At 64.0% G+C, this 17,704-nt stretch carries 15 protein-coding genes; 6 read left to right on the forward strand and 9 right to left on the reverse strand.

What is annotated here, in order from left to right; all coding sequences use genetic code 11:
* The first annotated feature begins 33 nt into the window (after positions 1–33).
* From OYT13_RS03155 to OYT13_RS03165, 3 genes are all read left to right on the forward strand, one after another.
* Positions 34–1,050, forward strand: a complete 1,017-nt coding sequence (locus tag OYT13_RS03155; RefSeq protein ID WP_261939252.1) for a succinylglutamate desuccinylase/aspartoacylase family protein — start codon at positions 34–36, stop codon at positions 1,048–1,050.
* 64 nt (positions 1,051–1,114) lie between these two features.
* Positions 1,115–2,473, forward strand: coding sequence for an MFS transporter (locus OYT13_RS03160; protein ID WP_268567233.1), 1,359 nt, complete (start codon positions 1,115–1,117; stop codon positions 2,471–2,473).
* Positions 2,474–2,530: 57 nt separating this feature from the next.
* Positions 2,531–3,421, forward strand: coding sequence for an MBL fold metallo-hydrolase (locus OYT13_RS03165; protein ID WP_268567234.1), 891 nt, complete (start codon positions 2,531–2,533; stop codon positions 3,419–3,421).
* Between the two features lie 117 nt (positions 3,422–3,538).
* Here OYT13_RS03165 and OYT13_RS03170 read toward each other — a convergent pair whose 3' ends face one another.
* The 3 genes from OYT13_RS03170 to hppD form a co-directional block, all read right to left on the reverse strand.
* The gene (locus OYT13_RS03170; protein WP_017233082.1) at positions 3,539–4,738 is read right to left on the reverse strand and encodes an amino acid aminotransferase; all 1,200 of its coding nucleotides are present in this window, start codon (positions 4,736–4,738) and stop codon (positions 3,539–3,541) included.
* 218 nt (positions 4,739–4,956) lie between these two features.
* Positions 4,957–6,345 carry an amino acid permease gene (locus OYT13_RS03175; protein ID WP_268567235.1) on the reverse strand — a complete coding sequence of 463 codons (1,389 nt, stop codon included), beginning with the start codon at positions 6,343–6,345 and terminating at the stop codon, positions 4,957–4,959.
* 163 nt (positions 6,346–6,508) lie between these two features.
* Positions 6,509–7,582: a 4-hydroxyphenylpyruvate dioxygenase gene (hppD, locus tag OYT13_RS03180; protein ID WP_261939249.1), complete on the reverse strand. Its 1,074-nt coding sequence runs from the start codon at positions 7,580–7,582 to the stop codon at positions 6,509–6,511.
* Between the two features lie 290 nt (positions 7,583–7,872).
* Here hppD and OYT13_RS03185 point away from each other — a divergent pair, with 290 nt between their 5' ends.
* Together OYT13_RS03185 and leuA are read left to right on the forward strand one after the other, a co-directional pair.
* Positions 7,873–8,346, forward strand: coding sequence for an Lrp/AsnC family transcriptional regulator (locus tag OYT13_RS03185; protein WP_150551671.1), 474 nt, complete (start codon positions 7,873–7,875; stop codon positions 8,344–8,346).
* A gap of 351 nt (positions 8,347–8,697) precedes the next feature.
* A complete protein-coding gene (gene leuA / locus OYT13_RS03190) occupies positions 8,698–10,410 on the forward strand; it encodes a 2-isopropylmalate synthase (protein ID WP_150562353.1) in 1,713 nt (570 codons plus the stop codon).
* Between the two features lie 155 nt (positions 10,411–10,565).
* On the opposite strand, the gene pcaF is transcribed toward leuA, so the two are convergent.
* From pcaF to OYT13_RS03205, 3 genes are all read right to left on the reverse strand, one after another.
* Positions 10,566–11,768, reverse strand: coding sequence for a 3-oxoadipyl-CoA thiolase (gene pcaF / locus OYT13_RS03195; protein ID WP_150562354.1), 1,203 nt, complete (start codon positions 11,766–11,768; stop codon positions 10,566–10,568).
* 98 nt (positions 11,769–11,866) lie between these two features.
* Positions 11,867–12,517 (reverse strand): CoA transferase subunit B, encoded by a 651-nt coding sequence (locus tag OYT13_RS03200; protein WP_017233077.1) that lies wholly within the window; start codon positions 12,515–12,517, stop codon positions 11,867–11,869.
* A 25-nt stretch (positions 12,518–12,542) separates the two neighbouring features.
* Complete coding sequence (locus OYT13_RS03205; RefSeq protein WP_268567236.1) at positions 12,543–13,220, reverse strand: 3-oxoacid CoA-transferase subunit A; 678 nt, start codon at positions 13,218–13,220, stop codon at positions 12,543–12,545.
* A gap of 302 nt (positions 13,221–13,522) precedes the next feature.
* Here OYT13_RS03205 and OYT13_RS03210 point away from each other — a divergent pair, with 302 nt between their 5' ends.
* A complete protein-coding gene (locus OYT13_RS03210; RefSeq protein ID WP_017233075.1) occupies positions 13,523–14,323 on the forward strand; it encodes an IclR family transcriptional regulator in 801 nt (266 codons plus the stop codon).
* Between the two features lie 82 nt (positions 14,324–14,405).
* On the opposite strand, the gene OYT13_RS03215 is transcribed toward OYT13_RS03210, so the two are convergent.
* The 3 genes from OYT13_RS03215 to OYT13_RS03225 all read right to left on the reverse strand — a co-directional run bounded on the left by OYT13_RS03215 (position 14,406) and on the right by OYT13_RS03225 (position 17,488).
* Positions 14,406–14,639, reverse strand: a complete 234-nt coding sequence (locus OYT13_RS03215; RefSeq protein ID WP_150562356.1) for a DUF2783 domain-containing protein — start codon at positions 14,637–14,639, stop codon at positions 14,406–14,408.
* A gap of 66 nt (positions 14,640–14,705) precedes the next feature.
* Positions 14,706–16,442 (reverse strand): FAD-dependent oxidoreductase, encoded by a 1,737-nt coding sequence (locus OYT13_RS03220; protein WP_017233073.1) that lies wholly within the window; start codon positions 16,440–16,442, stop codon positions 14,706–14,708.
* An 86-nt stretch (positions 16,443–16,528) separates the two neighbouring features.
* Positions 16,529–17,488, reverse strand: a complete 960-nt coding sequence (locus tag OYT13_RS03225; protein WP_150551663.1) for an MBL fold metallo-hydrolase — start codon at positions 17,486–17,488, stop codon at positions 16,529–16,531.
* Between the last annotated feature and the right edge of the window lie 216 nt (positions 17,489–17,704).

Genomic DNA, 17,704 nt, shown 5'->3' on the forward strand with positions numbered 1-17,704 from the left:
CCTAGGCGTCGCCTGGCTTTTCACTCTCTCGTCATGCACAACTCTGCTTCCCTGATCGCTTCCGATATCGACTACGAGCGCACCGGTCTTCAGACCGGCACGCTGCGCTTGCCTTACTCTCACGACCGGTCTGCTTACGGCCATGTCCCGATTCCGGTCGCCGTGCTGAACGCGGGCCCGGACACGGGGCCCACGGTGCTGCTCACGGGCGGCAATCATGGCGACGAATACGAAGGCCCCATCGCTCTGATGAAGCTGATGCGGCGCCTGCCCGCCATGTCGATTCGCGGCCGCTTGATCGTGATTCCAGGGCTTAATTTTCCGGCGTTCGCGAACGGCACGCGCACGTCGCCCATCGACAAGGGCAACCTGAACCGGCTGTTTCCCGGCGCGCGTAACGGGTCGCCGACCGAGATGATCGCGCACTACGTCGAGACCGAGTTGCTGCCCCGTGCCGACGTCGTGATCGACTTGCACGCTGGCGGGGCGTCGTTCGACCACACGCCGACCTTGCTGGCCGCGCCGCCCGTCGATGCCGTGCGCCGCACAAGCTATCTGCAGTTGGTTCGCGCCTTCGGTGCCCCGTACACGATGGTCATGGATCTGCTCGGCGAAGACCGCACTTTCGGCGCTGCGGCGCAACGCCACGACAAACTATTTCTCTGCGGCGAATTTGGTGGTGGCGCGGGTTGCGACGCCGCCAACCTCGCCATCGTCGAAGCCGGTCTGCAACGCGTTCTGCGCGCGCTGGGTGTCACGTCGGAGGACGGCCCGGCACCGTCGCACGACACCCGCGTCATGGCGGTGCAGGGGCCGAGGCATTACGTCTACGCGCCGCGGGGCGGAGTCTTTGAGCCCGCGTTCCGGCTGAGCGACGACGTGCGCGAGGGGCAACTGGCGGGGCGTCTGTTCGATCCGCACGCCCCGTGGGAGGCACCCCGCGAAATCGCCTTCCGCAGCGATGGCACGGTGATGTGCATGCGCACGTTCGCCCGAGTGGAACCGGGCGACTGCATCGCATTGCTCGCCAGCGACAGTCACTGGGACTGACGCGTACTGCGCCGATCCCCGCCTCCGTCATCTCGACACATTGCATGTCAAACAGGACATTCTCATGAGCGCTCAACCCGCCATCATTGCCACGCCGGCAGATGAGCAACACGAACGTGCCGGCTATTACGGTTACGTGGTGCTGCTGTTTTTCGTTTGCTTTGCGTTTTCTTATCTCGACCGTCAGGTTGTCAGCATTCTCGTGCAGCCGATCAAGCAAACGCTTGGGCTCACCGACGTGCAGATCGGTCTGATGCAAGGGATATCCTTCACCATGTGCTATGCCACGGCGGGGGTTTTCGTGGCCCGCTGGGTCGACCGCGCCAATCGCGTGAAGCTGATCGCGGCCTGTGTGGCCATCTGGGGGGCATCGACCGTGCTGTGCGGGTTTGCGACCAACTTCACGGAACTGTTGTTCGCGCGCGCCGGGACGGCCGTGGCGGAAGCGGCACTCAGCCCTGCCGTGCTGTCGATCTTCAGCGATCTCTTCGCGCCGCGAAAGGTCACTCGCGCCAGCAGCATCTTCATGTTGGGGCCGTATGTCGGTGGCGGGCTGGCATTGTTCGGTGGCGGCTTTCTGTTCACCCTGAGCAGCGATCACACCGCGAGCGCCTGGCTGGCGACCCATGGGCTGATGCCGTGGCAGTCCGTTTTCGTTGCCGTCGGTCTGCCAGGTTTCCTGCTCAGCGCCCTGGTGTTGTTCACGGTGCGTGAGCCGGCGCGTCGCGGTCTCGGAGGTGCCGGCGCCGCCGACGAGGACGACCTGCCGTCGATGCGGGAGGTGATGCGAGAACTCTTCGTCAGGAATCGCTTCTGCCTGCCGTACTTCGCGGCGTATGTGGCGCTGATCACACTTTTTTACGCCCATGCCGCCTGGTTTCCGGCGCTACTCATGCGCACGTTTCAGCTCGACGCCCGGACGGTCGGCGAACTTGCGGCGCCCGCGTACATGCTGGGGGGCGTGCTCGGTGTGGTGTGTGCGGGCCTGCTCGCCGCGCGTGCGACCGATCGCAGTGCGCTGCGCCGGGTACTGGGGCTGTCCACGGGCGGCGCGGCCATTCTGATTCCTGCCGCGTTTGCGATGCCGCTGATGAGCCATAGTCTGGCGGCAGTGGTGCTGTATGGTGTATGCGCGTTCGCCGCCAGCATCGCCATGGCGCTCGCGCCTGTTCCGCTTCAGATCGCGCTGCCGAACCGGATGCGTGGTCGGGCGATCGCGCTGCTCGTCTTCATGACGAATGCCATCAGCGGCAGTGTGGGGCCGTTTGCGGTTGGCGCGATCAACGAGCACCTTGGAAGAACGGCAAGTAGTCTGGGCACGGCGCTTGCGCTGGTGGGGACGGTCGCGGCGATTGCCAGCTTCCTTTGCTATGCGCTTGCCACGCGCCGCGCCGCGGTGGCATTGGCATCCGGTAGCGAGTGATGCGCCGGTCACTGCATACGCAGCTTATTCTTCTGGATAACGTCCTGGAGTTCGAACATGACGCCGTCTGTACCCGTCTTTCATGTGGGATCCGCCCGAATCACGGGCATCTTCGAGACCGCGTTTGCGTTGCCCGCGCCGCGACTGTTCCCCGATTGGGAAGCCGAGGCCGGGGCCGATCTCGCGACAAGGCTCTCGCCGGCCTCGTTCGATCACTCGAATGGACGCGTCGCATTGCAAACGCATCTCTGGATCGTGGAGTTCGCCGGCTTGACGATCGTCGTCGACACCGGCATCGGCAATGACAAGATGCGCGCCTTCAGTCCGTTGTTCGACCGCTTGTCCAACCCGGTGCTGGAGCGCTTGAGCGCCGCGGGGTTTGATCGCCAACGGGTCGACTACGTGTTCAATACACACCTCCACGTCGATCACGTTGGCTGGAACACCTTTCGCGAAGGAGAGCGCTGGGTGCCGGTCTTTCCCAACGCCACGTATGTCTTCGCCCGGCGCGAGCGCGAGTTCTTTGACACCGGCCCGGGTGCCGCACGCCGAATGGTGTTCGAGGACAGCGTGTTGCCGCTGCTCGACGCCGGTCTTGTGCATGAGGTGCCCGACGCCGGTGAGCAGGTGCTCGACGGCATTCGCTTTCTGCCGACGCCGGGCCACAGCGCAGGGCACATGGCCATCTCGATCGCGTCTCGCGGGGAGACCGCGTTGTTTTCCGGCGATGTCATGCACAGCCCCGTGCAGGTCTATCGTCCCGAGTGGTGTTCGGCGTTCTGTCTCGATCCGGTTCAGGCCGGCGAGTCTCGCCGCGGGCTGCTCGATCTGGCGCTCGACGCCGGAACCACGGTGTTCCCAGCCCACTTTCCCGAGGGCTCGGCGGGCAAGGTCGTGCGCGATGGGGTAGGGCTGTCGTGGCGGTACCTCGCCACGGAACGCGGATGACGAAAGACGGCGGAAAAGCTTGCGGTGCGGCGCGGCGCGTCAAGCACGCCGGGTTGGAATGAAAAAGGGACGGCACGCGCCGTCCCTTTTCGTGGAGCTTCCGGTATCGAGCGACGCTCAGCCGTGGCTCAGCACCTTGGCAATGCTGTCGGCCACCACCGCCACGTTCTTCTCGTTGAGGCCCGCCACGCACATGCGGCCCGAGCGGATCAGATAGACGCCGTAAGTGTCACGCAGCACATCGACCTGCGTCGCCGACAGCCCCGTGTACGTGAACATGCCGCGCTGCTCGAGGTAGCGCGAGAGCATCGTCTCGGGGACGTGTCCACGAAGGCCGTCGTGAATCGCGCCGCGCATGCGCGTAATGCGCTGGCACATGGCCATGAGTTCGGCTTCCCACGACTTGCGCAGTGCCGGCGTGCTCAACACCTTGGCCACGATCTTCGCGCCGTGCGTCGGCGGGTTGCTGTAGTTCGAACGCACCGCGCTCGTGAGCTGACCGAGCACGCGATCCGCCGCTTCCGCCGACTCGCAGATGACCGACAAGCCGCCGCAACGCTCGCCATACAACGAGAAGTTCTTCGAGAACGAGTTGGCGACGAAGGCCGGCACGCCCTGACGGGCCAGTTCGCGAATCACGAACGCGTCGGCGTCCAGACCCGAGCCGAAGCCTTGATACGCCATATCGACGAAGGGCAACAACTCGCGCTTCTTGAGCACGTCGATCAGCTGCACCCACTGCGCGTCGTTCAGATCGACGCCGGTCGGGTTGTGACAGCACGCGTGCAACAGCACCACGCTACGCGCAGGCAGCTTGTCGATGGCGTCGACCATCGCGTCGAAACGCAGGCCGCCGGTGGCTTCGTCGTAATACGGATACGTATTCACGGTGAAACCGGCACGCTCGAAGATGAAGCGATGGTTGTCCCACGTGGGATCGCTCACCCAGACCTGCGCGCCGGGGAAGTAGCGCTTGATGAAATCGGCGCCCACCTTGAGCGCGCCCGAGCCGCCGAGCGTCTGCACCGTAGCGATGCGACCGTCGGCGCGTGCCGGCGAGTCGTCGCCGAACACGAGCGCTTGCACGGCGTCGCGATAGGTGGCGAGCCCCGCCATCGGCAGGTACGGCTTCGGACCGACCTCGCCGAGCAACTGCGCTTCGGCCTCTCGCACAGCCTGCATGACCGGAAGGCGGCCATCGTCGTCGTAGTAGATGCCGATGCTCAGGTTGACCTTGTTGGTACGGGGATCCTTGGCGAAATTCTCGTTGAGCGAGAGGATCGGGTCACCGGGATAGGCATCGATATGTTCGAACATGGCGGTTCCTGGAAAAACGAGAGAAAGTCGGTGGAGTGCGGGCTGGGGGCCACCGGACCGTCGGTGCGGCTCCGGCGGCCCCGACGGCGCCAAACAGTTGATGATACCGCTAGTCAGGTATCGCCGGGTACGCCCCCGGGGGGGGTGGTACCCGAGGCGAGACCGCGACGCGTTGCAACCCGCTGCCGCCGGTGGCCGTCGGCATTGAGCGGGGGACCTCAGCGTGCCGCCCTGGCCTGAATCGGGGCTACGCGGTTTGTTTTCTGACGCACCCGATAGCCGATGCCGAGCGCGACCAGCCACACCGGGATCAGGTAGACCGAAATGCGCAGGTCCGGAATCAGGTACATCACGACCAGAATGCCGCCGAGGAACGCCAGGCACAGGTAGTTCGTGAGCGGGTAGCCGAGGCTCTTGAACAGCGTTGTCTCGCCCGCGCGCGCCTTGGCACGACGGAAGACCAGGTGGATCACACTGATCATCGCCCAGTTGATGATCAGTGCCGACACGACCAGCCCCATCAACAGTTCGAACGCCTTGCCGGGCATGAAGTAATTGATCACCACGCACACGGCGGTCGCGGCGGCCGAGACGCCCAGCGCCAGCAGCGGAATGCCACGACGGTTGACCTTGAGCAGCGCACGCGGCGCGTTGCCTTGACCGGCGAGACCGTAGAGCATGCGGCTGTTGCAGTACACGCAGCTGTTGTAGACCGACAGTGCCGCGGTCAGCACCACCGCGTTGAGCACGTTGGCCACGGCATTGCTGTTCAGTGCGTGGAAGATCAGCACGAACGGGCTGCCGCCGGATACCACCTTCTCCCACGGGTACAGCGAGAGCAGCACGCCGAGCGCGCCAACGTAGAAAATCAGAATGCGGTAGATGACCTGGTTGGTCGCGCGCGGAATCGTGTGCGACGGGTTGTCCGCTTCCGCCGCGGTGATGCCGACCAGTTCCAGTCCGCCGAAGGAGAACATGATGACGGCCATCGCCATGACGAGGCCCGATACGCCGTTCGGGAAGAAACCGCCGTGTCGCCATAGGTTGGTCACGCTGGCTTCAGGGCCGGCGTTGCCGGAGAACAGCAGATAGCCGCCGAACCCGATCATGCCGACGATGGCGGCGACCTTGATGATGGAGAACCAGAATTCCATCTCGCCGTACGACTTCACGCTGGAGAGATTGATGGCGTTGATGACGCCAAAGCACACGAGGGCCGAAACCCACGTGGGAATGGCCGGCCACCAGTACTGGACGTAGATGCCCACGGCCGAGAGTTCGGCCATCGACACCAGCACATAGAGCACCCAGTAGTTCCAGCCGGACACGAAGCCCGCGAAATGCCCGCAATACTTGTTGGCGAAGTAGCTGAACGAGCCGGCGACCGGCTCGTCGACGACCATTTCGCCGAGCTGGCGCATGATGAAAAACGCGATGATGCCGGCAATGGCATAGCCCAGCAGCACTGACGGGCCGGCGGTCTTGATGGTTTGGGCGATGCCGAGAAAGAGGCCGGTGCCGATCGCGCCACCCAGCGCGATCAATTGGATGTGACGATTCTTCAGACCGCGGTGGAGCGAGCCTTCTTGTGGTGCATTGGCGGACATGTCTGTTCCTTACCCTACCTTCATTGCCATGCGGCGCGCTTCTCTGTTTCGTTCTGTGCGAACGAACCGGAACCGTTGAGCCGCCACGGCGCAGCGCTTATGACGCCGTCGCCGTGTCCTTTGGGATCGTCGGACTGTGCCGACGATCGTGTCTCCCCCGGACTCAGACCTTGAGCGTACCTCGCTCGATCTGATCGCGCTCGAGCGATTCGAACAGCGCCTTGAAGTTGCCTTCGCCGAAGCCGTCGTCACCCTCGCGCTGGATGAACTCGAAGAACACGGGGCCGAGCAGCGTCTTCGAGAAGATCTGCAACAGCAGGCGGGGCTTGCCGCCTTCGGTCGTGCCGTCGAGCAGAATGCCGCGCGACTTCAGTTCGCCGATCGGCTGGCCATGGCCGGGCAGACGGGTCTCGAGCGCATCGTAGTAGAAGTCGTTCGGCGCGGTCATGAGCTCGACGCCGGCCATTTGCAGGTTGTCGATCACCTGAAGCAGGTTGTCGGTGAGGAACGCAATGTGCTGAATGCCTTCGCCGTTGAAGGCCATCAGGAATTCCTCGATCTGGCCGCTGCCCTTGGCGGATTCCTCGTTCAGGGGGATGCGAATTTTACCATCGGGCGCGGTCATGGCCTTGGATGTCAGGCCCGTGTATTCGCCCGAGATGTCGAAGTAGCGGATCTCGCGGAAGTTGAACAGCTTCTCGTAGAAGCTGGCCCAATAGGCCATGCGGCCGCGATAAACGTTGTGCGTCAGGTGGTCGATCAGACGCAGGCCGTGGCCGACCGGATGACGGTCGACGCCCTCGATGAATTCGAAGTCGATGTCATAGATCGACTTGCCTTCCTCGAAGCGATCGATCAGATACAGCGGCGCACCGCCGATGCCCTTGATCGCGGGCAGACGCAGCTCCATCGGGCCGGTCTCGATCTCTACCGGCTGCGCACCGAGCGCCAGTGCACGGGCGTAGGCCTTGTGCGAGTCTTTCACGCGGAATGCCATGCCGCAGGCGCTCGGGCCGTGCTCGGCGGCGAAGTAGGCCGCTTCGCTGTTCGGCTCGCGGTTCACGATGAAGTTGATGTCGCCCTGGCGGTACAGCACTACGTCCTTCGAACGGTGACGCGCCACCAGCGTGAAGCCCATCTGCTCGAAAATGGGTTCGAGGACATTCGGGGTAGGCGACGCGAATTCCACGAATTCGAAGCCCATCAGTTGCATCGGGTTGTCAAACAGGTCGGCCATGATCGTCTCGGCTGGGTCAGGTGATGGATAAGGTGTCAGATTCGTCGAACGCCGGGTGACGGCGGAAAGTGCAACAAAATTGCGCTTTGTCGACCGTCGGGTTGGGATAAGCCGGCGGGCCCGTTCCGCTCGCCGTAATCCCTGAAATAGTGGGAAGGTGGCACGCACGTGCGACGTTTTACCGCGCTCAGTGTAAGGGGGGCACCGCAAAATAGGATTTCGTAACGGTGTTAGGGAAACCCTAGTTTTTGCACTAATATTTCGTGATATGTGCCTGAGGAGAGATAAAAGTGCATGACATCGAGATCGATCGAATCGACGTCCGGTTGCTGGGGGTATTGCAGTCGCACGGGCGAATTTCGAATCTTGAGCTGGCCGAGGCGATCAAGCTGTCGCCTGCTCAGACGTTGCGGCGTCACCGGCGGCTCGAGGAGATGGGGGTGATCAAGGGCTACGACACACGGCTCGACGCGCAGCGGCTCGGCTTTGGCGTGGTCGCCTTTGTCCACGTGACGATGGAGCGCGGTCATATCCGCGACCTGTCGAATTTCAAGGGATTGGTGGCGGAGCTGGCACAGATTCAAGAGTGCTTTTCCGTGACGGGGGATATCGACTACGTGCTCAAGGTCGTGGCCCGTGATCTGAAGGCGCTGTCCGAGTTTCTGCTCGATACACTGATGCGGATTCCCGGGGTGAGTGCCGTCAAGTCGAGCGTTTGTCTCGACGAGATCAAGTGCACCTCGGCCGTGCCGCTCACGCCCTGACGAGGCGCCCGATCCCCGGGGCCGCGGGTCGACGACGACCGCGCCGGTGCGTGCCGGCCCACGAGGGAAATGTCATGAGACAACACATCATGGTTGACAGCGTCCGAAACTCTGTGATTTCATGAGGGCCATGATCACCGCGCAATTCTCCCTCTCGCTACGACTACTAGCCCGCTCCACCGGGCTTGGTCCGTTGCTGCGCGCGTGCATCGTCTGAAGACTTCTCTGAAGCACCGCTGATTTTCCCCAGTTACGCCGATCTGAGCCCCGGTTCCTCCAACCGGCGGTCGTAGCTTATCTGCGTTCATGCGTCGTCCGGTTGCCACTTTTGCCGACCCTTGAGACTACGCCATGTTGAAGCACCCCGCCACGAAGTACCGCCCGTTCACCCCGGTCAATATCCCCGACCGACAATGGCCGAGCCGCACCATCACGCGTGCCCCGATCTGGATGAGCACCGATCTGCGAGACGGCAACCAGGCCTTGTTCGAGCCGATGGATGCCCAGCGCAAGATGCGCATGTTCAAGACGCTCGTCGCCATTGGCTTCAAGGAAATCGAAGTGGCGTTCCCGTCGGCGTCCGATACCGATTTCAACTTCGTGCGCGAACTGATCGAAGGCGGTCACATTCCCGACGACGTCACCATCGAAGTCCTCACGCAGGCCCGTGACGACCTCATCGAGCGCACCTTCGCCGCCCTCAAGGGCGTACCGCGCGCCATCGTCCACCTCTACAACGCGACCGCGCCCGAATTCCGCCGCATCGTCTTCAACCTCGATCAGCCCGGTGTGAAGGCGCTTGCCGTGGCTGCGGCCAAGACGATCAAACGCTGTGCCGACGCCGCGCCGGACACGCAATGGACGCTGCAATACAGCCCCGAGACGTTCACCGGCACCGAACTCGAGTTCGCCAAGGACGTGTGCGACGCGGTGTTCGACGTGTGGCAACCGACGCCGCAGCGCAAGTGCATCGTCAACCTGCCGGCCACGGTGGAAATCGGCACGCCGAACCACTACGCCGACCAGATCGAGTGGATGCACCGTCACCTCGCGCGCCGCGATTCGCTGATTCTCTCGGTACACCCGCACAACGATCGCGGCACGGCGGTGGCCGCGGCCGAGCTGGCCGTGATGGCCGGTGCCGATCGCATCGAAGGTTGCCTCTTCGGCAACGGCGAGCGTACCGGCAACGTCGACCTCGTCACCCTCGGCTTGAACCTGTACACGCAGGGCGTGGATCCGGGCCTCGATTTCTCGAACATCAACGAGATCGCCCGCACGTCGGAGGAATGCACGCAGTTGCCCGTGCATCCGCGTCATCCGTATGTCGGCGACCTGGTGTTCACCGCATTCTCCGGTTCGCATCAGGACGCCATCAAGAAGGGCCTGGCCGCGCAAAAACCTGACGCCGTCTGGGAAGTGCCGTACCTGCCCATCGACCCGAGCGATCTCGGCCGCACGTACGACTCGATCATTCGCGTGAACAGCCAGTCGGGCAAGGGCGGCATCGCCTATCTGCTCGAGCAGTCGTATGGCGTGCAGATGCCGCGTCGCCTGCAGGTCGATTTCAGCTCAGCCGTACAGCGTTACACCGACGAGACGGGGGCCGAAGTCACCGCGTCGCAGATCTGGCAACTGTTCCAGAAGGAATACGTGGCGTCGAGCGAGCCGGTCGCGTACGTTGGTCACACGCTGTCCGAGCGAGACGGCCGCCAGCATATCGCCGTGACGGTCGACATTCACGGTCAGCGCACGACTGTCTCGGGCACCGGTAACGGACCGCTCGATGCGCTGATGCACGCCATGCGCACGCCTGTGCGTGTCCAGCACTACGAGGAGCGCGCGCTCACGCAAGGGGCCGACGCCCGCGCGATCGCCATCGCGGAAATGGCTGGCGACGCCATCGTGGGCAGTGCTTTCGGCGTGGGCATCGATGCGAATCTGACGACCGCATCGATTCGGGCAGTGATCAGCGGCATCAACCGCGCGTATGCCCGCAGCGAAGCGGACGCGCAGGCAACGTTCTTCGACGCCGTCATGCGCGACGTCGCCAAGGCTGTCTGAACGGTCAGGGGAACCTGAGGAAGGACGGAAGGAGATTGAGGGCAGACGCGTCCCGACCGGCATCGATCATGCCGACGGGACCCGGGCGAGGCGTGGCGGGACTTACCGAGTCCCGCACGCACGCCCGGCCCTGAAACACAGGCGGTGTGGTGGGATTACACCGCTTCGATGGCGATAGCGATGCCTTGGCCGACCCCAATGCACATCGTACACAGCGCAAAGCGACCACCCGTACGCTGGAGCTGATACATCGCCGTCGTCACCAGACGTGCGCCGCTCATGCCGAGCGGATGGCCCAGCGCAATGGCGCCGCCGTTCGGATTGACGCGCAGGTCATCGTCGGCCACGCCGAGCTGACGCAGCACGGCCAGGCCCTGGCTCGCAAACGCTTCGTTGAGTTCGATCACATCGAACTGATCGATCGACATACCGAGCCGAGCGAGCAGTTTTTTCGTTGCGGGAGCCGGACCGATGCCCATGATGCGCGGTGCCACCCCTGCCGTCGCCATGCCCAGAATGCGGGCACGCGGCGTCAGGCCAAAGCGCGCCGCACTCGCCTCGTCTGCCAACAGCAGTGCGCAGGCGCCGTCGTTGACGCCAGAAGCGTTACCGGCGGTCACGGTGCCATCCGGGCGTACCACGCCCTTGAGTCTGGCGAGCGCTTCCATGCTCGTTGCACGCGGATGTTCGTCGCGATCCACCACGATCGCCTCGCCCTTCTTCTGGGCGATGGACACCGGCGTGATTTCCTGGGCCAGCGTGCCGTCCGCCTGGGCGCGTGCGGCCTTTTCCTGCGAACGCACCGCAAAGCGATCCTGATCTTCACGGCTGATGCCGAACTCGGTCGCGACGTTCTCGCCCGTCTCGGGCATCGAATCCACACCGTACTGTGCCTTCATCAGCGGATTGACGAAACGCCAGCCGATGGTCGTATCGTAAATCTCCGCCTGACGCGAAAACGCGCTCGCCGCCTTGCCCATCACGAACGGCGCACGGCTCATGCTCTCCACGCCGCCGGCGATCATCAGACCGGCTTCGCCCGCCTTGATGGCGCGCGCGGCGGTGCCGATGGCGTCCATGCCCGAACCGCACAGGCGGTTGAGCGTGGCGCCCGGCACGTCTTGGGGCAGGCCGGCCAGCAGCGACGACATGCGCGCCACGTTGCGGTTGTCTTCCCCGGCCTGGTTGGCGCAGCCGAAGATCACGTCGTCGACCTGCGTCCAGTCGACGCCGCCGTTGCGCGCCATGAGCGCCTTGAGCGGAATGGCGCCGAGGTCGTCGGCACGCACGGAGGACAGCGCGCCGCCGTAGCGGCCGATCGGGGTGCGAATCGCGTCGCAGATAAAGACTTCACTCATGGGTCTACCTCAGCCGAATCGAAACTCGCGCAGGGAGTCTCGCAGATGAAAAAACGCCGGGTCACATCAGGCGATGTCCCGGCGATGGGGGTGTCGCGTCAGGCAACGGCCGGCGAGGGCAGCAGCGTCACGCCGGTCACACGCTGGAGTTCGTCGAGCGTGAGGCCGTCGACCATCTCGACGACGCGCAGGCCCTCGGGGGCGACATCGATCACCGCCAGATCGGTGTAGATGCGCGTGACGCAACCCACGCCGGTGAGCGGATAAGTGCACTGCTCGACGATCTTGCTATCGCCCTGCTTGGTCTGGTGTTCCATCATCACGAACACCTGCTTCGCGCCGCTGGCGAGATCCATCGCACCGCCGACGGCCGGAATGGCGTCGGGAGCGCCGGTGTGCCAGTTGGCGAGGTCGCCCGTCTTCGAGACCTGGAACGCGCCGAGCACGCAGAAGTCGAGGTGGCCGCCGCGCATCATCGCGAACGAATCGGCATGGTGGAAGTAGGCGCCGCCCGGCTTGAGCGTGACGGGTTGCTTGCCGGCGTTGATAAGGTCTTCGTCCTCTTCGCCCTTGGCGGGGGCCGGGCCCATGCCGATCACGCCGTTTTCGCTCTGGAGAATGATCTCTCGCTCGGCAGGCAAGTGATTGGCAACAGCGGTCGGCAAGCCGATGCCGAGGTTCACGTAGGCGCCGTCGGGAATGTCCTGGGCGACGCGGGCGGCCATCTGGTCGCGGGTCAGTCGGTTCATGTCGTGCTCCGAAATCAGATGGGGATCAGGCGCGTGCGGCGCCAGGCACCGCGACAACGCGTTGAACGAAGATGCCGGGCGTCACCACGGCTTCCGGATCGAGCTCGCCAAGCTCGACGACTTCATTCACCTGAACGATGGCGCACTTGGCCGCCGTGGCCATGATCGGGCCGAAGTTGCGCGCGGTCTTGCGATACACGAGGTTGCCCCAGCGGTCGCCTTTGAGCGCCTTGATGAGCGCGAAGTCAGCGTGGATCGGCAGCTCGAACACGTACGGCTTGCCGTCGATGACGCGCGTTTCCTTGCCCTCGGCGAGCAGCGTGCCGTAGCCGGTCGGCGTGAAGAAGCCGCCGATGCCGGCGCCCGCGGCGCGAATACGCTCGGCCAGATTGCCCTGCGGCACGAGTTCCAGCTCGATCTTGCCCGCGCGGTAGAGCGCGTCGAACACGTGCGAGTCGGTCTGGCGCGGGAACGAGCAGATAATCTTGCGCACGCGCCCGGCACCCAGCAGGGCGGCGAGGCCAGTCTCGCCGTTGCCGGCATTGTTGTTGACGATGGTCAGTTCGCGCGAGCCTTGCTCAATCAGGGCGTCGATGAGCGCCGAGGGCATCCCGGCATTGCCGAAGCCGCCAATCATGATCGTCGCGCCGTCGTGAACGTCGGCCACCGCGCTGGCGAGCGAATCGTAAATCTTGTTGATCACACGTGCCTCCTGGGCAGTTCCATCGGGCTGGCGGACTCGCGCCCGTGACCCTTGTTGAGTGTCTCCCGGCGACGGCGACTTGTCAGGCGGCATCGTCTGGTTCACAATGTTCTTATAGCGAACATATATTCGCTATAAGAACAGCGTAAGCCTTCTCTTGTCGGCCGTCAAGCGAGGGTCGGCCCGAGGGGGGGAACGCCGGTCTGGCGCAGGCGACGCGGTGGCGTGTGTCGTGCGGTGGAACCGGCGACACAAATCCATTACGCTTGCCGTTCCATTGCCTTTCGCCATCCGCCTTTTCCATGACACCCGTGCCCAACGACGCTACCGACCCCACCGACAAGAAACCGGGTGACTCCTATGTGCAGTCGTTTGCGCGCGGGTTGGCCGTGGTCAAGGTGTTCAACGCGACGCGTCCGGCGCAGACGCTCTCGGAAGTCGCACAGGCGTCGGGCCTCACCCGTGCGGGGGCGCGACGCATTCTGCTCACGCTCGAAGCGCTGGGCTACGTGCGAAGTGAGGGGCGCCTGTTTCGGCTCACGCCGCGTATTCTCGACCTCGGCTTCTCGTATCTGACGTCGATGCCGCTGTGGAATCTGGCCGAGCCGTTCATGGAGGCGCTGGTGCAGCAAGTGCATGAGAGCAGTTCCGCCTCGGTGCTCGATGGCGACGACATCGTCTATGTCCTGCGCGTGCCGGTGCGCAAGGTGATGTCGATCAACCTGTCGATCGGCAGCCGTCTGCCGGCATGGTGTACCTCGATGGGGCGCGTCATGCTCTCGGCGTTGCCCGACGACGAACTCGACGCCGCCTTGCGTCGCGCGGACATTCGTCAGCACACGCGCCGCACGGTGACGGATATCGACACGTTGCGTCAACGCATTCTCGACGTGCGCGCCCAAGGGTGGGCCATTGTCGATCAGGAGTTGGAAGAGGGGATGATTTCGATCGCTGCGCCAATTCGCAATCGCGCGGGGCAGGTGATCGCGGCGATGAATGTCAGTGGTCAGGCCAACCGGACGTCGGCAGCGGAAATGGAAGCCACATTCCTCGCTCCCCTGCTGGCGGCGGCGCAGAAGATTTCGCAGATGGTGGTGGTGTAACGCCCGCACGCGCATTGCTTGCGCGGTCTCGCGTCGAACAACGCGGGGCGCCCGATGGCCGGGCGCCCCGCCTTTGCTTGTGTCACGCGTGCGGACCGTCCGTCGAACCACTCGTCGCGGTGCCCAGTGCGCCAGCGCGCGCCAGCCGAAGCGCCGAAAGCAGCGTGTCGTGATCGCCGATCTGGTTGGCGAGCAGCAGGATCAGTTGCGCGTTGGCGGCCTGACTTTGCGCCTCGTCGAGATCTCGGTGCATGTCGATCAGGGCTTCGTAGAAGTCGTCCGGACGCGTCAGACGCGGTTGTGTATCGAGTGCCATGAAGGGGCTCCTTACTGCGGGATCGATGGGATCGGGATGTGGTCGATGCGTTTGGCCGGAGGCACGTCAGGCCGCGCATTGCATCGGCGCGACTTCCGGGGCGGTACGTCCCAAGGCGCGCTCGCGCGCGGCGGCAATCGCCGTCGCGTCGACGCTGCGCCACCGCGCGCACACGTGTTGATCCGGACGAATCAGATACACCGTTCCCGGCGCGGCGTCATAGCGTTGGGCCGCCAGGCCTTGCGCGTCGTGCCAGACGCTATGGGGTTCGCCGCGCGCGTCCTGCGCCGCTTCGGCATCCGGCGTGACGAACAATGACACGACGGGCACGCTGCCGTTCGCGAGGGCGTCGAGGCCCGCGAGCGATGCCGCATCGAGCGACGCCGGCGCACCGAATACGAGTGCGACAAAGCGCCCGCCCAGGCGAGGCAGCAGCCAGCCGTCCTGCCCATGCCGGACGAGCGGCGCGTCGACGCAGGCCGTGCCCGGGACCATGCGTCCCGCAAACGTGTCGCGCTCCGGCGTATTCAATGTCGACTCGCTCAGCACGGCGGGCACGGACAACCGCCCGCTGTTGACCAACTGACGCGCAAACGCGTGATCGCGGGCGAGCGTCAGCACGGCATCGCGGAAGACCCGCGAGACAGCGCTCTTGGGCGTGATGAAATCGGTGGAGCGCGTCGAGTTACGGATGTTTTCGTCGGCGGCGAATTCGCGCTCACGGGCGTAAGTATCGAGCAGCGTATCCGGCGCCTGACCGGCGAGCACCCGCGCCAGTTTCCACGCGAGGTTCTCCGCATCCTGCACGCCGCTGTTCGCACCGCGCGCGCCGAACGGCGACACACCATGCGCGGCGTCTCCGGCGAACAGCACATGACCGTGACGGAAGTCGTCCATGCGCAGGCACGAGAAGGTGTAGACGCTGACCCACTCCAGGCTGAATTTGGCGTCCGGGCCGAGCAAGGCTTGCACGCGCGGGATCACGCGCTCGGGCGTCTTCTCGACGGCCGGGTCGGCGTCCCATCCCAATTGGAAATCGATGCGCCACACGTTGTCGGGTTGTCGATGCAGCAGCACGGATTGATTCGGATGGAACGGCGGATCGAACCAGAACCAGCGCTCGGTCGGGAAGTCTGCCGTCATCTTCACGTCGGCGATCAGGAAGCGGTCCTTGAATGTGCGTCCGTGGGTGTCCACACCGATCAACTTGCGCACGGGGCTGCGCGATCCGTCGGCGGCCACGACGTAACGTGCGCTGGTTTGATACTCGCCGTCGGGCGTCTCGACCGTGAGCGTGACGCTCGCCTCAGGCGTGCCGGGCGTGCCCTGCTGGGTGAGTCCGACGACCTTGTGCTTCCAACGGATGTCGATGTTCGGCAGTTCGCGTGCGCGCTCGTAGAGATAGCCTTCGACGTAGTACTGCTGAAGATTGATGAACGCCGGGCGATGGTGTCCCGCTTCGGGCAGCAGATCGAAGTTGTAGACCTCCTGATCGCGCAGGAACACGCGGCCGACGTTCCAGCGCACGCCCTTTTGCACCATGCGCTCGCCGCAGCCGAGACGGTCGAAGATATCGAGCGTACGCTTGGCGAAACAGATGGCGCGTGAGCCGGCCGAGAGCGTGCAGTCGTCGTCGAGCACGATCACGGGCACGCCTTGCTGCGCAAGGTCGATGGCGCCGGCCAGTCCCACCGGCCCCGCGCCGACCACGATGACCGGGTGGATCTCACCTGCGGCGTTGCCGGACTGTTCTGCGCAAGGCCGGTAATCGAACGTCAGGCGCTGGTAATCGATGCTGCTCATGCAATGTCTCCATCGTCGGCACCGCACCGGCGCACGTGCCCCGGCGGGTTCCGCTTTTTACTTTTGATGTTGCGCTCGGCGCGAACTCAGTCCTGCAGGGCGGTCCACATTTCCTTGTCGCGCTGCGCCGTCCAGATGCGCGGATGCGTGATGCCGCTCGCTTCGTCGAACGCGCGGGTCACATCGAACGGCAGGCAGTGTTCATAGATAAAGACATGACCGAACTTCGGATCCATCTCGCGTCGCGTAAGCGCCATCGCACCCTTCAGATCGAGCTTCTGTTCGACGGCCTGCTTGCCCGCTTCGAACAACGTTGTCACGAAGTCCTTCGTGTACGCCAGGCCCTTGGCGACATCGTCGGGCGTGGTCAGGGCAGGGCCCCGGCCCGGCACGAGCTTTTCGGCGCCGAGCGCGGCCAGCGCGTCGAGCGTGGCCGGCCATTCGGCGAGTTGCGCGTCACCGGTGTAGCAGGCGGCGTCGTACTCGACCAGATCGCCCGAGAACAGCACCTTTTGCGACGGCAGCCACACCACGGTGTCGCCCTTGGTGTGACCCGAACCGAGGTGCGCGATCTTCACTTCGAGCTTGCCGAGGAAGAGCGTCATTTCCTTCTCGAAGACGAGCGTCGGCCACGTGAGACCCGGCACCGTTTCGACACCGGCGAACAGACGCGGAAAGCGCTCGATCTCCGACTTCATGTCGGCTTCGCCGCGCTCGACGATCATCTCGTACGTGCCACGGCTTGCGATGATCTGCTGCGCACCTTCGGCGAAGTAGGCCGACGCACCCAGCACGCGCACGGCGTGATAGTGCGAGAGCACCACATACTTGATCGGCTTGTCGGTGACTGTGCGGATCTTCGCGATGAGATCCTGCGCCATGGCGGGCGTGGCTGTCGTGTCGACGATCATCACGCCGTCGTCGCCGATGATGACGCCGGAGTTCGGGTCACCCTCGGCCGTGTAGGCCCAGGTGTTTTCCGACAATTGGGTAAATGTGACCTTCTTGGTTTCCAGGTCGGCTTGCGAGGCGAATGCTTTGGCCATGCTTGTCTCTCTCTTATCTCGTCTGCGGGGATGATGCGACTGATGGGGTGGATGAAGCCATCTTACGAAATGCCTTTAATATTTGTCAATGACAAATAGTATCGTTATTTGCTAATGTTGCTTCGTGAGCGATGGAATGACGTTCCCGTCTTGGGTTAACCCCGAGGAACATCGGGATCGATGCCATTGCGGGCGTCGACTTGTTTAGAATCTAGG

Source organism: Pandoraea sp. XJJ-1, assembly GCF_026802345.1.
Taxonomy (GTDB): domain Bacteria; phylum Pseudomonadota; class Gammaproteobacteria; order Burkholderiales; family Burkholderiaceae; genus Pandoraea; species Pandoraea cepalis.